The 15,084-nt window shown below is 66.2% G+C and carries 14 protein-coding genes; 10 read left to right on the forward strand and 4 right to left on the reverse strand.

Annotation, left to right across the window (positions count from 1 at the left end):
* Nucleotides 1–115: 115 nt before the first annotated feature.
* The gene (hemL, locus tag O8I58_RS15760; protein WP_298318119.1) at nt 116–1,402 is read right to left on the reverse strand and encodes a glutamate-1-semialdehyde 2,1-aminomutase; all 1,287 of its coding nucleotides are present in this window, start codon (nt 1,400–1,402) and stop codon (nt 116–118) included.
* Nucleotides 1,403–1,790: 388 nt separating this feature from the next.
* Between hemL and O8I58_RS15765 the strand changes: the two genes are divergently transcribed.
* Nucleotides 1,791–4,967, forward strand: coding sequence for a TonB-dependent receptor (locus O8I58_RS15765; protein WP_298318123.1), 3,177 nt, complete (start codon nt 1,791–1,793; stop codon nt 4,965–4,967).
* 104 nt (nt 4,968–5,071) lie between these two features.
* The gene (locus tag O8I58_RS15770) at nt 5,072–6,337 is read left to right on the forward strand and encodes a dipeptidase (RefSeq protein ID WP_298318126.1); all 1,266 of its coding nucleotides are present in this window, start codon (nt 5,072–5,074) and stop codon (nt 6,335–6,337) included.
* Nucleotides 6,338–6,352: 15 nt separating this feature from the next.
* Here the strand turns inward: O8I58_RS15770 and thiE are convergent, their stop codons facing one another.
* Nucleotides 6,353–6,979 (reverse strand): thiamine phosphate synthase, encoded by a 627-nt coding sequence (gene thiE / locus O8I58_RS15775; protein WP_298318128.1) that lies wholly within the window; start codon nt 6,977–6,979, stop codon nt 6,353–6,355.
* 63 nt (nt 6,980–7,042) lie between these two features.
* Here thiE and O8I58_RS15780 point away from each other — a divergent pair, with 63 nt between their 5' ends.
* From O8I58_RS15780 to O8I58_RS15805, 6 genes are all read left to right on the forward strand, one after another.
* On the forward strand, nt 7,043–7,234 hold the full coding sequence (locus O8I58_RS15780) for a rubredoxin (RefSeq protein ID WP_298318130.1): 192 nt from the start codon (nt 7,043–7,045) through the stop codon (nt 7,232–7,234).
* Between the two features lie 49 nt (nt 7,235–7,283).
* Complete coding sequence (locus O8I58_RS15785) at nt 7,284–7,952, forward strand: alpha/beta hydrolase (protein ID WP_298318132.1); 669 nt, start codon at nt 7,284–7,286, stop codon at nt 7,950–7,952.
* Nucleotides 7,953–7,956: 4 nt separating this feature from the next.
* Nucleotides 7,957–9,009 carry a sensor histidine kinase gene (locus O8I58_RS15790; RefSeq protein WP_298318134.1) on the forward strand — a complete coding sequence of 351 codons (1,053 nt, stop codon included), beginning with the start codon at nt 7,957–7,959 and terminating at the stop codon, nt 9,007–9,009.
* Between the two features lie 7 nt (nt 9,010–9,016).
* Nucleotides 9,017–9,751: a LytR/AlgR family response regulator transcription factor gene (locus O8I58_RS15795; RefSeq protein WP_298318137.1), complete on the forward strand. Its 735-nt coding sequence runs from the start codon at nt 9,017–9,019 to the stop codon at nt 9,749–9,751.
* 70 nt (nt 9,752–9,821) lie between these two features.
* On the forward strand, nt 9,822–10,742 hold the full coding sequence (gene hemC, locus O8I58_RS15800; RefSeq protein WP_298318140.1) for a hydroxymethylbilane synthase: 921 nt from the start codon (nt 9,822–9,824) through the stop codon (nt 10,740–10,742).
* Nucleotides 10,743–10,760: 18 nt separating this feature from the next.
* On the forward strand, nt 10,761–11,225 hold the full coding sequence (locus O8I58_RS15805; RefSeq protein ID WP_345781314.1) for a methyltransferase family protein: 465 nt from the start codon (nt 10,761–10,763) through the stop codon (nt 11,223–11,225).
* Nucleotides 11,226–11,336: 111 nt separating this feature from the next.
* Here O8I58_RS15805 and O8I58_RS15810 read toward each other — a convergent pair whose 3' ends face one another.
* Nucleotides 11,337–12,092, reverse strand: a complete 756-nt coding sequence (locus O8I58_RS15810; RefSeq protein ID WP_298318142.1) for a DUF481 domain-containing protein — start codon at nt 12,090–12,092, stop codon at nt 11,337–11,339.
* A 167-nt stretch (nt 12,093–12,259) separates the two neighbouring features.
* Nucleotides 12,260–12,868, reverse strand: a complete 609-nt coding sequence (locus tag O8I58_RS15815; RefSeq protein WP_298318145.1) for a LolA family protein — start codon at nt 12,866–12,868, stop codon at nt 12,260–12,262.
* 107 nt (nt 12,869–12,975) lie between these two features.
* Here O8I58_RS15815 and O8I58_RS15820 point away from each other — a divergent pair, with 107 nt between their 5' ends.
* Nucleotides 12,976–13,959: a helix-turn-helix transcriptional regulator gene (locus O8I58_RS15820; RefSeq protein ID WP_298318147.1), complete on the forward strand. Its 984-nt coding sequence runs from the start codon at nt 12,976–12,978 to the stop codon at nt 13,957–13,959.
* Between the two features lie 148 nt (nt 13,960–14,107).
* Nucleotides 14,108–15,064: a Nudix family hydrolase gene (locus O8I58_RS15825; protein WP_298318149.1), complete on the forward strand. Its 957-nt coding sequence runs from the start codon at nt 14,108–14,110 to the stop codon at nt 15,062–15,064.
* Nucleotides 15,065–15,084: the final 20 nt, after the last annotated feature.

Below are 15,084 nucleotides of genomic sequence, written 5' to 3' on the forward strand. Positions count from 1 at the left end.
CGATTCTGTGACAGGGCCCCCGCCCGCACCCGTCCGTAGGCACCTTTCAGCCACGTTATGTCAGGTCGCCGTCATTGCCAAGCTGCGCCGCCCCCCGGGGAAAAGCGCCGGATGGCTAGCGGATAGCCAAAAACGCGGCGCGTGCGGCGTCCAGCGTGGCCTCGATGACAGTTTCGTCATGTGCGCTGGAGGTGAATCCGGCTTCGTACGCCGACGGGGCCAGGAACACCCCGCGCTCCAGCATCGCGTGGAAGAACCGGTTGAATGCCGCGGTGTCGCAGGCGATGGCCTGGGCGTAGGTGTCCACCTTTTGGTCGGTGAAGAACAGGCCGAACATCGCGCCCACCTGGTTGGTGGTGACGGCCACGCCGGCGTCACGGGCGGCCGCTTCAAGCCCCGCGCACAGCGCGGCGGTGCTGGCGGTCAGGCGTTCGTGGAAGCCCGGCGCCTGGACCAGCTCCAGCATCGCCAGGCCCGCGGCCATGGCCACCGGATTGCCCGACAGCGTGCCGGCCTGGTAGATCGGGCCGGACGGCGCGATCTGGGACATCAGGTCGGCGCGGCCACCATAGGCGCCCACCGGCATGCCGCCACCGATGATCTTGCCGAAAGTGGTCAAGTCCGGGGTGATGCCGTAATGCGCCTGCGCACCACCCAGGGCCACGCGGAAGCCGGTCATCACCTCATCGAAGATCAGCAGGGTGCCGTATTGCGTGCACAGCGCGCGCAGGTGCTGCAGGTAGCCTTCGCGCGGCGGGATGCAGTTGGCATTGCCGACCACTGGTTCGATGATGACCGCGGCCACCTCACTGCCGATCTCCTCGAACAGTCTGGTGGCGCCCTCGAAATCGTTGTAGCTCAGGGTGGCGGTCAGTTCGCTCAGGCCCGCCGGCACGCCTGGCGAGGTCGGCACGCCCAGGGTCAGCATGCCGCTACCGGCCTTGACCAGGAACGAGTCGCCATGGCCGTGGTAGCAGCCTTCGAACTTGACGATGCGCTGGCGGCCGGTGGCGCCGCGCGCCAGGCGGATCGCCGAGAGCGTGGCTTCGGTGCCGGAGTTGACCATGCGCACCATCTGGCACGAGGGCACCAGCCTGGTGATCGTCTCGGCCATGGTGACTTCGGCCGGGCAGGGCGCGCCGAAGGACAGACCGTCGCCGATGGCCTTCGCCACGGCCTCGCGCACCTGCGGATGGTTGTGGCCGACGATCATGGGCCCCCAGGAGCCGACGTAGTCGATGTAACGGTTGCCATCGACATCGAACAGGTACGGGCCGTCCGCGCGCTGGACGAAGAACGGCTCGCCACCCACTGACTTGAACGCGCGCACCGGCGAGTTGACCCCGCCGGGGATCAGCGTCTGGGCGCGGGTGAAGAGTTCGTGGGAGCGCGTGTGCTGCATGGCGGGCGAGTCCTGTGTGGTGCGGGTGGAGTCGATACCGGTGCTGTGACGCGGCGTCGAATGTCGGACGTCGTCGGCGCTTTCTGACGCCGTGACAGACCGGGGAAACACACATTGTCGGGGTTGCGGGCCGCCAGAGCCAATCGTGGCGGGCTTCAGGGTCGGCGACCTACCCGGTCAGTCGGGACCTACCCGCCGCCGTTGCGGCGTCACGTCGTGTCGATCATTAGCATCCATGTCACATGCAGCTGCATGACGTCATAAACAAACGCCATTCGCCATCTGCGGTGCGGATTTTCCAAAGTGTCACCACGGCGTCGTTCTCAGGGGTGAAGCGACGCTTTCTTCGGCGCCTTGCCGTTCTTTATTTCTTGGGGAAACAAGCAGCATGAATCGATTGATCCGTAGGAGTGCCCTGGCGCTGGCCCTGGCGGTTGCCGCCAACGGTGCGTACGCCCAGTCCACCACCGGTCGAATCTTCGGCACCGTCAGCGGCGCCGGCGAAGCAGACACCGTCCTGGTCCAGAGCAGTGGCGGCTTCTCGCGCGAAGTGAAGGTCGAGGGCGGTCGTTACTCCCTGAGCAGCCTGCCGCTGGGCAGCTACACCGTGACCCTCAAGCATGATGGCGCAGTCGCCGATACCCGCGAGAACGTATCGATTATCGTGGGCGCCGGTACCGAGGTCGGCCTGTCCGCCGGTGGCGCGACCACCTTGGGCGCGGTGTCGGTCAAGGGGTCGACCGCGGTTTCCCCGATCGACGTCAGCAGCGTGGACACCCGGACCGTGGTGACGTCGCAGCAGCTGCAGCAGTTGCCGCTGGGTCGCAACGCCGAGGCCATCGCCTTGCTGGCGCCGGGCGTGGTGGTCAACAGCGGCGGCTTCGACAACGGTCCGCTGGGCGGCGGCCTGCCGAGCTTCGGTGGCTCGGCGGCATCTGAGAACGCTTATTACCTCAATGGCTTCAATACCACCAATACCCAGAACAACCTCGGCGGTTTGACCCTGCCGTACGGCGCCATCGACCAGCAGGAAATCATCGTCGGTGGCTACGGCGCCCAGTACGGCCGCTCCAACGGCGGCGTGATCAACCAGATCGGCAAGCGCGGCACCAACGAATGGAAGTTCGGCGTCGCTGCTGTATTCGAGCCCGATGCTTTCAAGGCCAGCCAGAAGGACATCTACTGGCGTCCGGACAGCCAGACCTCGGCGGTCACCAACACCGCCTACAACTACGCGCGTTCGGCTAACGGTCTGTACCAACCGCTGAGCGAGACCAAGGCGACGTCTGAAACCTACAGCGCCTATGTCGGTGGTCCGATCATCCAGGACAAGCTGTTCTTCTTCCTGGCAGGCGAACGCGTCGATTCCCACGGCACCCGCATTGCCAGCAACCGCGATGCGGACAATGGCAGCGTCGGCGGTCTGACCGAATACGAGTACCAGCAGAATCGCTGGTACGGGAAGCTGGACTGGTACATCACCGACAACCACCTGCTGGAACTCACCAGCGCGGGCGACAAGTACGAGACCAACGGCAAGATCTACGAATACGACTACCTGACGCGCTCGAAAGGTGCGTATTACAACGACGAAAACACCAACAAGGCCGGGCCGGTGCTGAACTCGGCCAAATACACCGGCTACTTCGGTGACAACATTACGGTCAACGCGTTGTATGGCCAGCTGAACACGCCCGACGAGATCAGCTACTACAACTACAGTGCGGCTGACGGTCCTGTCATCGGTAGCGTGGCCCTGCAGAATCCGGCCTATACGGGGGGCACGCCGATCGAGGGTGCGCAGAAGCAGGCCACCATCACGGCCTCCGACCGCGAGTACGAAAAGAAGAACCTGCGCCTGAGCGTTGAATGGCGGATCGGCGACCATGCGATCACCGCCGGCATCGACAACCAGAAGCTGAAGGCCACCAACATCGGTTCGGTGGCTTCCGGTCCGGGCTATGCGTGGACCTATGGTCTCACCAGCGACCCTTACGGCACCGCGCCCGGCGCTAACGGCCTGATCAGCCAGTCGGCCAATGAAGCCGGTGGAAAAGGTGTGGCGAGCCCCGGCCTGGTCGATCCGGTTTACGGCGCCTCCGGCTATTACGTTACCAAGGACACCACCAGTGGCCTGAACTCCTACGACGCCGATCAGAAGGCGTACTACCTGGAGGACAAGTGGCAGGTCACCGACAAGGTGCTGCTCAGCCTGGGTCTGCGCAAGGACGAGTTCACCAACTACGTGCCGATCAGCCACGTGCCCTACATCAGCGTCGACGCCTGGTCGCCGCGCTTGGGCTTCAGCTGGGACGTGCACGGCGATTCGAGCCTGAAGATCTTCGGTAACGTCGGTCGCTACTACCTGGGCCTGCCGCTGTCGGCCGTGGGTCTGTTCACCTCGTCGGTTTCCAAGAGCGAGTACTTCACCTACAGTGGCATCAACGCCGACGGCACGCCGATCATCTCGCAGTCGCTTGGCCCTGCGGTGTCGGCCAACTCGCGCTTCGGTCGTGCGTCCGATCCCAGTGCCGCGGTGGTCAAGGACATCAAGGGCGAGAACCAGGATGAGTTGATCCTGGGCTTCACCAAACAGCTGGAAAATGGCTGGGTGTATGGCGTACGCGGTACCTACCGCCGTCTGAATGATGCGATTGACGACCAGAACTTCGATACGGACAACCTTGGTCTGGTCAATTCGGCTGCGGCGCAGGGCGTGGATGTCGATTGGACCCGCACCGCCGGTGCCGAGTTGATCAACCCGGGCAAGACCAATATCTGGAACGTGTACGACACCGATGGCAACCTGCGCCAGGTGACCGTCACCCGCGAGGCGGCAGGCTTCCCGGAGCTCAAGCGAGATTACGCAGGCGTGGAGTTCAACTTCGAGCGTCCGTTCGATGGCAAGTGGTACGCCAAGGCCAACTACGTCTGGTCGCACAGCTACGGCACCACCGAAGGCCAGCTGCGTTCGGACCTGTTCCGCTCCGGCGGCGCGCTGGGCAGCTACCAGGGCCAGGCGGCGGTCTCGACCACGCAGAGTTGGGACCATGCGGCACTGATGGAGAACACCAACGGCGACCAGTCCAACGACCATCGCCATCAGATCAAGCTGTATGGCTACTACCAGGTGACCAGCGAGTTCGGCGTGTCGGCGAACCTGAGCATGGTCTCCGGTGCACCCAAGACCTGCCTGGGCAATTACTACGGTACGGCTTACAGCGGTAGCGATCCGGCCGGTTACGGCGGTAGCGCGGTCACCGGTGGCCCGTACCACTACTGCTACGACCCGGCAACCGGCACGGGATCGGCTTCGCCCCCGGGCTCGCACGGCCGCCTGCCATGGATCAACCAATTCGACCTGGGTCTGACCTGGAAGCCGGATTTTGCTGACGGGAAACTGGCCGTCAACCTCAATATCTTCAACGTCCTCAATGCGCAGAAGCCGACCATGATCTACCCGTTCTCGCAGTTGCCGGACGGCTCGGTGAACCCGCTGTATGGCCAGCCGGTGACTTACCAGACGCCGCGCTACGCTCGCGTCACTGCCAGCTACGATTTCTGATTTGGATCCGCCCGGCCTGCTCAGGCAGGGCGGGTGCTGGCTGGAAGTCATCCATCAAGGCGTCGTCCCAGGACGACGCCTTTTTTATCGAAAGGAAATACACGATGAAGAACAAGACACGATGGGCCGCGCTGGTGCTGGCAGGCGTGTGCAGCAGCCAAGCGCACGCCAGCCCGGCCAAGGACATTGTCGTCAGCGAACAGGCCCGTCAGATCCAGGCACGCGCGATCAACCTGGATACGCACCTGGACACGCCGGCCTTGTTTGGCCGTCCGGACTGGAAGATCACCGACCGTCACAGCTACGCTCAGGACGGCAGCCAGATCGACTACCCACGCATGGTCGAAGGCGGCCTGGATGGCGGCTTCTGGGTCGTCTACACCGGGCAGGGCCCGCTGGATGCGCTGGGCAAGCTGAAGGCACGCGACTTCGGCCTCAAGCGCCTGGGCGAGATCCGCGAAATGGTCGCGGCCAATCCGGACAAGTTCGAACTGGCCACCGTGTCCGGCGATGCGGCGCGGATCAAGGCCGAAGGCAAGAAATCGGTCTACATCAGCATGGAGAACGCCTATCCGCTCTCGCATGATCCCAGCCTGCTCAGCTATTACTACAAGGCTGGCCTGCGCATGCTTTCGCTGGTGCATGGCAGCCACAACGATTTCGCCGATTCCTCGGGCATCGCCGAAGGGACGGTCGGCGAGCACGGCGGCCTGACCGACAAGGGCCGGCAGCTGATCATCGAGGCCAACAAGCTCGGCATCATCGTTGACCACTCGCATGCCTCGCGCGAGGTGTTCGACCAGATGATCGCGCTGTCTAAGGCGCCGATCATCCTCTCGCACAGTGGCGCGTACGACGTCCATGCGCATCCGCGCAACCTGGACGACAGGCGACTGAAGGTGCTGTCGGCGCACGGGGGCGTCATCCAGGTCAATTCGCTGGGCAACTACCTGATCGACACCGGGGCCACGCCGGAATATCGCGCCGAGGTCGGCAAGCTCTACCAGTCGTTCGGCGGCCGTCGCAACCTCAGCGAAGAAGAGCGCAAGCAGGCCCTCGCCCAGATCGATGCACTGGGCGAAAAGTACAAGCTGAAGAAGGCCACCTTCGACGACTACATGAGGCACCTGCTGCACATCATCCAGGTGGCTGGCTGGCAGCACGTCGGCCTGGGTGCCGACTGGGATGGCGGTGGTGGCGTGGTCGGCTACGAGGACATCACTGCGCTGCCCAAGGTGGTGCAGGCGCTGCTGGATGCCGGCTACAACGAAGAGCAGGTCACCGCCGTGCTGGGCGGCAACACAATCCGCCTGATCGAGCAGGTGCAGGCGCTGGCCGACCCCGAAGCGGTCAGGGCCGCGTTGGAATGACGCCCTGGATGCGGTCTAGGCGAACAGCGCCTGGAACGCCCGCGCCGCTGCGATGGGGTCGGGTGCGCGGTAGATGCCGCCGATGACGGCGACCAGGTCGGCGCCTGCCTGGATGACGGGCGCAGCGTTGCCTGGGGTCAGTCCGCCGATGGCTACGCGCGGGACGCCCAGCGTCGCGCTCTGGATCAGGACATCGGGCGTGGCGCGGTGGGTGGTGGGCTTGCTGGTACTGGGGAAGAATGCGCCGAAGCTGACGTAACTAGCGCCGTCCGCCACGGCCTGTCGGGCCAGGGCGGGCTGTTCATAGCAGCTGGCACCGAGCAGCGCCTGCGGCCCCAGCGCAGTGCGTGCATCGGTGACCGGCGTCGGGTCTTCTTCCAGGTGCACGCCCGCCGCGCCGATCGCCAGGGCGAGCGGGACATCGTCGTTGATGATCAGCGGCACGCCGTGGATTGCACTCAAGGCTTGCAGTGCGGCGGCATCGCGTGCGCGCGCCGGCGCATCGACTCGCTTGTTGCGGTACTGGAGCCAAGTAACCGCGCCGCTGGCAAGCAAGGGGGCGGTGCACGCTAGCAACGTATCGCCGTCGGCGTCGTCGGGGGTGATCAGGTACAGGCCGCGCGGCGGCGTGGTGGTCGACATGGCAGCTCCAGTGCGCGGGTGCGGCTGTGTGACAATGCGGCACCCAGGACCTGTGATTATCCGATGAGCGACCCCGGCGACACCACCTACCGCGACTGGATGTGCGTGGTCTGTGGCTTCATCTACCGCGAAGCCGATGGCCTGCCCGAAGAGGGTATCGCCCCAGGCACGCGCTGGGCCGACGTGCCCGAGACCTGGACCTGCCCGGACTGCGGCGTGACCAAGGACGATTTCGAGATGGTGGAACTGGATTGAAGGCCGCCGGCCTCTCCCTTTCCTCCTCATGCCAACGCCTGGAGATGTGATGAGCGACCTGCTCGACGCCGTTGAACTTGAAACCGGCACCGCCCCGCAGTGGAGCGTGCTGTGGCTGCACGGCCTGGGGGCCGATGGCAATGACTTCGCCCCGATCGTGCCCGAGCTGGTGCGGCCGGGCTGGCCGGCGCTGCGCTTCGTGTTCCCGCATGCGCCGGTGCGCGCGGTCACCATCAACAACGGCATGCGCATGCGTGCCTGGTACGACATTGCCGGCACCGATTTCGCCACGCGTGCCGATGCGGCGGGCGTGGACGCGTCGATCGTGCAGGTCGAAGCGCTGATCGCGCGCGAAGCCGAACGCGGCATCGATCCTTCGCGCGTGCTGCTGGCGGGATTTTCGCAGGGCGGTGCCATCACCCTGGCCGCCGGCGTGCGTCGCAGCGTGCCGCTGGCTGGCCTGATCGCGCTGTCCACCTATCTGCCGGCTGCGGATGGTCTGGCCGGTTTCGCCAATGCAGCGGCGACTTCGCAGCCGATCTTCATGGGCCACGGCACGGCTGATCCGGTCGTCCTGCAGGCCTATGGCCAGCGCAGCGCGCAGGCGCTGGTCGACAACGGTTTCAGCGTCGACTGGCATGCCTATCCGATGGCGCATTCGGTTTGCGCCGACGAGATCCGCGACCTGGGCGACTGGATGTCGCAGCGTTTGCGCTGATCGCATGAGCCAGGCGCAGCCCGCACAGGACTGGTTGCCGGAGCTATGCACGCTGCCGCGCCTGGTGGTGATGCTGGGACTGGCCGAACTGGTGGTGATCGTGCTGGCGCTCTCACCGGATGGCGCGCCACGCTGGAGCGTCGAACATTTCCTGTCGGCCAGCGCGTTCGCGCTGTGGCAGGCGGTCGCGGTCACCGCGCTGCTGTGTGTGATGCGCTCGTCACTGTCGCGGCTGCCGCAGCAACTGGGCGCGTTATGCGCGGTCGGCGTGGCTGGTGCGGTGGGGATGTGCTCGGCGGGCACGCTGTATACGCTCTATACCGCCACGGGCCTGCAGATCGGGGCCGGTCACGTGGGCTTCTGGCGCTTCACCCTGGGCAGTGCGGCGGTGGTAATGCTGATCGGTGCGCTGGCATTGCGCTATTTCTATGTCAGCGACCGCTGGGCCGCACAGGTTTCGGCCAGTGCCCGCGCCGAGGCGGACGCGCTGCAGGCACGGATCCGCCCGCACTTCCTGTTCAACAGCATGAACCTCATCGCTAGCCTGCTGCACAGCGCGCCGCAGGTGGCCGAACGCGCGGTGCTGGATCTGTCGGATCTGTTCCGCGCGGCGCTGGGTGCGGGTGAGGACAACTCCACCCTGGCCCAGGAAGTGGAGTTGTCCGAGCGCTACCTGTCGATTGAATCGCTGCGCCTGGGCGAGCGCCTGAGCGTGCAGTGGGAGCGCACCGAACCGCTGCCATGGACGTTGGTGCTGCCGCGCCTGGTGCTGCAGCCGCTGGTGGAAAATGCCGTGCTGCATGGCATCTCGCGACTGCCCGAAGGCGGCGCCATCGAGATCGCGTTGCGCGTCGAAGGCCGGCTGCTGCATGTCCGCGTGCGTAACCCGGCGCCGGAACCCGGTGGCGTGCCGGTGCCCAGGGTGGAGCGTGGTGCAGGCCACGCCCAGCGCAGCATCGCCCACCGGTTGTCCTATCGATTCGGCGCAGGGGCGCGGGTGACGGGCTTCTGGGAGCAGGGCTACTATGCCTGCGAACTCGCCATTCCCCTGGCCTGAGGTGCGCATGCCACTGACCGTGGTGGTTGTAGACGATGAGCCGCTGGCACGCGAGCGCCTGCGTGGCCTGCTGGCCGGACAATCCGACGTGCAGGTGGTGGCCGAAGCCGGCGATGGACTGGCCGCGCTGCAGGCCTGTGCCGAACATCGCCCCGACCTGGTGCTGCTGGACATCTCCATGCCGGGTGTCGATGGCCTGGAAGTCGCACGCCACCTGGCGGCCTTCGATCCGCGTCCCGCGGTCGTGTTCTGCACCGCCTACGACGCGCACGCGCTGTCGGCGTTCGAGGCGGCGGCAATCGACTACCTGATGAAGCCGGTGCGCGTGGAGCGCCTGGTCTCGGCGCTGGAGCGGGCGCATACCTTCGTCGCCGGGCGTGCCAGCGCGCCAGCGCCGGCCAGTCACCAGCCGCGCACGCACCTGTGCGCACGCCTGCGCGGCAGCCTGCGGTTGATTCCGCTGGACGACGTGCATTACCTGCAGGCCGAAGAAAAATACGTGGTGGTCCACCACGCGCGTGGCGAGGACCTGATCGAGGAATCGCTCAAGTCGCTGGAAGAGGAATTCGCCAGCCGTTTCGTTCGCATCCACCGCAACTGCCTGGTCGCGCGCCACGAGCTGATGGAACTGCGGCGCATGGACGATGGCCGCGTGCAGGCGGTACTGCGCCACGCGCCGGCGCCGCTGGAAGTCAGCCGCCGCTGCGTGCCGGCCCTGCGCGAGACGGTCAAGGCGCTGTAGGGCGTGATTGCGTCCGTGGCGGACACGGGGCTGACACCGCGGCCGTGCCACTTGCGGCGATAATGCCGGCATGAAATCGCTGCGCATCGCCACCCGCAAGAGCGCGCTCGCCTTATGGCAGAGCGAACACGTCGCCGACCTGCTGCGCCAGACCCATCCGGGACTGACCGTTGAACTGGTGCCCATGAGCACCCGCGGCGACGAGGTGCTGGACCGTTCGCTGGCCGCCATCGGCGGCAAGGGCCTGTTCCTGAAAGAGCTTGAGCTGGCGATGCTGGATGACCGTGCCGACTGCGCGGTGCATTCGCTCAAGGACGTGCCGATGGAACTGGAAGGTCCGTTCGTGCTGCCAGCCATCCTGGAACGCGCCGATCCGGCGGACGCCTTCGTCTCCAATGCCTACCGGCGGCTGGAGGCGTTGCCGCACGGTGCGAAGGTCGGAACGTCCTCGCTGCGCCGCCAGTCGCAGCTGCGTGCCCTGCGCCCGGATCTGCAGCTGACCGACCTGCGCGGCAACGTCAACACGCGCCTGGCCAAGCTGGATGCCGGCGAGTACGACGCGATCATCCTGGCCTGCGCCGGGCTGCAGCGACTGGGGCTGCAGTCGCGTATCAGCGCGCGCCTGATCGCGCCCGGATGGCTGCCCGCGCCCGCACAAGGGGCGATCGCGGTCGAATGTCGCAGCGATGCGCCGCAGGTGCTGGCCCTGTTCTCCGCGCTGGACCATCTGCCCACGCGTCGCTGCGTGGAAGCCGAGCGGGCCATGAATCGTGCCCTGCATGGCAGCTGCCATGTGCCGGTCGGCGCCTTCGCACAGGAGGACGAACACGGCATGTCGCTGCGTGGACTGGTGGGTTCGGCCGAGCACGGCACGCTGGTCCGCGCCGATGCCTCGTCGGCGACGCTGACCCCGGAAAACCTGGGTCATCAGGTGGCCCAGGCACTGCTGGCCGACGGCGCCGACGTGCTGCTGGCGGATCTGGATCTGTAAGCCGGTGCGCATCGCCTGATGCTGCGTGCGATGGAAACGCGGCTGCCGCCACCGGTGCTGCTGGTGTTGTTGGCGTTCGCGGTGTGGATGACGCGGCACGCCCCGCCTGCGCCAACCTTCAACCTGCACGTCGTCCATGCCGCCGCCGGATTGCTGATGCTGGCCGGGCTGGTGTTGAACGTGACTCCCAAGCGCGGCTTCCGCCGGGTCGGTACGACGGTCAATCCGATGCGACCGCAGGCCAGCAGTCACTTGGTCACCGGCGGGCTTTATCGCTACAGCCGCAATCCCATGTACCTGGGGCATGTGCTGCTGTTGGTGGGTTGGGGCGTGTGGTGGCAGGCCTGGGCGGGACTGCCGGCGGTCGTGCTGCAGGTGCTATGGCTGACGCGCCTGCAGATCCAGCCGGAAGAACGCGCGCTGCGTGCGCATTTCGGAGCTGCCTATGCCAGCTACTGCGCGAATGTGCGGCGCTGGCTGTAGGCATCGGCGGGACACGGCGCGATCAGCGCAGTTGCATGGCCTGGAACGCATGAACCCCCCGCCGGTCCGGCGAGGGGTTCATGGTCACCGGCGATCGGTGGATCGCAGGGCTTACTTGAAGTTGTAGACGACGTTGACCGTGGTCAGGTTGTCGGTCTTCTTGGTGCCTTCTTCCACGTCGGAGTTGTAGCGGGTTTCCAGGCCGGCCTTCAGCGCCAGCTTCTCGGACATGGCGACCTGCAGGCCGAACAGGTTCTTGACGAACGTGTTGTCGCTCCCGGATTCCACCAGCAGCGTATTGATCAGCGAGGTGGTGGGGGTCAGCTGCAGGCCATAGTCGACCAGGCCGCGGCCGACACTTTCATTGTGGTGGACCTGGACGTCCTGGTCCTTGGCCCAGCGATAACCCCCACCGATCTCCAGCGTCAGGTGCTGGCGGTCGTTCTTGATGGCTTCGTAGCCATAGCCGGCAGCGGTGGTCCACTGGTACTCGTAGCTGGTGTAGTGGTCGCGCTCATTGCGCACCGAACCCCAGATATAGCTGCGATCGGTCAAGCGGAAACCGCTGGTGTCGAACAGTTCGTAGCGGCGCGCGGTTTCCTCGCCATCGTCCTTGGCGTACTGGCCGGCGGCACCGAAGACATGGCGCCACTGGTCGTCGCTGTAGCTGAAATTGAGCTTGCCGATGAAGGTTTCGTTGTCGGTGTTGCCCTTGGACACGGCCAGGCCGGCTTCGCCGGAACCGGACCAACCGGTGTTGTTGTCGACCTTGGACAGGGCCGGTGTATCGGACAGGCTGGACTGGGCAAGTGCGGGCAGGGGGGCGGCGAGCGCGAACAGCAGGGCGCAGGTCAGGCGGTTGGACATCGGTGACGCTCCATGACAGGGGGACAAAAAGAAGCCGGCATTCACCGGCTTCGAATGTTCATTTTCCGTTGGCGCACTTGAATCTGCCTGAAATAGAGGCACTTGCGGTGTGCGGATGCAGCCTGTAATAGGACCGCGGCACCGGTGGTGGCGGGATCGCCTGGTGGCTATTCCGATGCGGTCGGGGTGTCGATGACGATGGCCGGGTCATTGAAGCGGCTATAGCGCACGGTCATCGTATAGGGCTGGCCCTGCGAAACGCCCTGGTGGCGCAACTGCACCGGCAGGCCGTCCGGACCGATCCAGTAGAAGAACTGCACCGGTTGTTCGGCCGGTCCGTTGCGCACCAGGAACTGCCGGGCAGCAATGCCGTCGATCTGGCTGTTGCCCTGCGCCTGCACCTGCAGGTTGGCGTGGCCGGCCTTGAGCTGCATGGGGTCACGCCACTGGGCGACGGTGCCTTCGGGCAGCTGCATCTTCTGCGTGCGGCCCTGCGACTGCAGGTACAGCACGTCGCCGATGATGACCTGGGTGCCGATGGGCATCTGCATGCGGTAGCGGTCGGGAGCGACGAAATCCAGTTCGTTGCTGGTCTGGCTCGCGCCTTCCAGCGACATCACCGCATGGAAGCTGCGGGCCTGCTGGAAGGCTTCCATCGAAGCGGTCACCTGCTGGATCGGGGTTGCGGTCGCATCGGTCGCCGACGTGGACGGATCGGGGGCGGCCTGACAGGCAGCCAGCAGCAGGCAGGCCAGGAAGGGGAGGGCGCGACGCATGACCGGGACTCCGTGGAACTTGGGTGGCAGTGGACCTGCCAAGAGTGAAGGATGGGCAGTGAATGCCGGCCGATGCATTGACGCCCGGCTCGGCCATAATCGCAGGCATGGACAAGATCGAACGCATCACCGCCCTGCACCGCATTCTGAAGGGTGCGCGCTATCCGGTCACCGTCAAGCGGCTGCAGGATGAGCTGGGCTGCTCGCGCGCCACCGTTTACCGCGACCTGGCCTATCTGCGCGATGCGCTGATGGCACCGGTGGAAGGTGATGGGGAAGCCGGCTTCCGCTACGCCGCCGGTGAAACCGACCGCTTCGAGCTGCCGGGCCTGTGGCTGAGTTCGGACGAACTCTATGCACTGGTGGCCTCGCAGGAGCTGCTGCTGCGTACCGGCGGTGGCGTGCTGGCCGGCGCACTGGCGCCGCTGCAGAAACGCCTGGAAGGCCTGCTGGCCGATCACACCGGCACCGAGCGCTGGCCGGTTGAGCGGGTGCGGGTGATCCCGCATCGCGGCCGCAAGCTGGACCAGGCCGCGTTCCGCTGCGTGGCCAGCACCGTGCTGGAGCGGCGCCAGCTGAGCTTCGAATACCGCGCCCGTTCCACCGACGAGCGCACCCGCCGCACCGTCTCGCCCCAGCGCATCACCCATTACCGCGACAACTGGTACCTGGATGCGTGGGACCACGGCCGCGAGGCGCTGCGCAGTTTCGCGGTGGACCGGATCAGCAACGCGCGCGCGCTGGACGAAGCCGCCGTGGAAATGGGCAAGGACGAACTGAGTGCGCACCTGGCGTCGAGTTACGGCATTTTCTCCGGCGAACCCAAGGGCTGGGCAACGATCGTCTTCAGCCCCAAGGCTGCGCGCTGGGTTGCCGACGAGCAGTGGCACGCGCGCCAGGAAGGCCGCTTCCTGCCCGATGGCCGCTACGAGCTGAAGGTGCCCTACAGCGTCTCGCGCGAACTGCTGATGGACGTGCTGCATTACGGCTCTGACGCCGAAATCGTCGCGCCGCCGGTGTTGCGCGAACAGGCCAAGTCGCTGCTGGAACTGGCCCTGTCCAACTACGAAGGCGACCCCGCCAGGCGCTGAGCGCGGCGCGCGGATGCGGCGGCGGCAGGCCGCCGTCGGCTACCATATCGGCGATCCCTGTTGTCGTTGCCTCGCGCCCGTGCCTGTTTCCGGTGATGTCGCGTGCCGCGGCGGCGGATCATTCCCCAACTTCCTGCCAAGCCCTGCCATGGAATCCGCGCCACTCCGCTCCATCCACGTCGTTGCCGCCGTCATCACCGATGCACGCGGACGCATCCTGCTGGCCCGTCGCGGCGATGGGCGTGACCTGGCGGGTTTGTGGGAGTTCCCTGGCGGCAAGCGCGAGCCGGGCGAGTCGACCGAAGACACGCTGATCCGCGAGCTGCAGGAAGAACTGGGCATCACCGTGCAGGTCGGCGCGCCGATCATGCGCGTGCCGCACCTGTATCCGGACAAGCGGCTGCTGCTGGACATCCGCCGGGTCACCGCGTGGAAGGGCGTGCCGCGCGGCGTGGAAGGCCAGGCGCTGGCCTGGGTGGAGCACGACAAGCTCACGCGCTACCCGATGCCCGACGCCGACAAGCCGGTGGTGGCGGTGCTGCAGCAGCCGGACCGCTACCTGGTCACGCCCGAACCCGGCACTGACCACCAGGCCTGGCTGGATGCGCTGTCACTGGCGCTGGCCGATGGCGTGCGCCGCGTGCAGCTGCGCGCGCGCGGCCTCGACGCCGATCCGTCCTGGCCGCAGCTGGCGGCCGCGGCGGTCGCGCTGTGCCGCAAGGCCGGCGCGGAAGTGTTGCTCAACGGCAATGCCAAGCTGGCGCGCGACCTGGGCATCGGCCTGCACCTGCGCGGCGAACAGCTGTCGCGCCTGAGCGCGCGACCGGTGCCGAACAGCACGCCACTGGGTGCGTCCTGCCATTCGCTGGACGAACTACGCATGGCCGAAGACCTGGGCTGCGACTTCGCGGTGCTGGGCAATGTGCGCGAGACACCCGGCCAGCCGGAACATCCGGCGATGGGCTGGAGCGGTTTCGCGCGCCTGCGTGAGTCCGTGTCGCTGCCGATCTACGCCATCGGCGGATTGGGCACGGCCGACCTGGCCGAAGCCCGCCAGCATGGTGCGCAGGGTGTCGCCGCGATCCGTGGGCTGTGGCCGACGTAGGAGCGGGCCATACCCGCGAT

Origin of the sequence: Pseudoxanthomonas sp. (assembly GCF_027498035.1) — a bacterium.
Lineage (GTDB): Bacteria > Pseudomonadota > Gammaproteobacteria > Xanthomonadales > Xanthomonadaceae > Pseudoxanthomonas_A.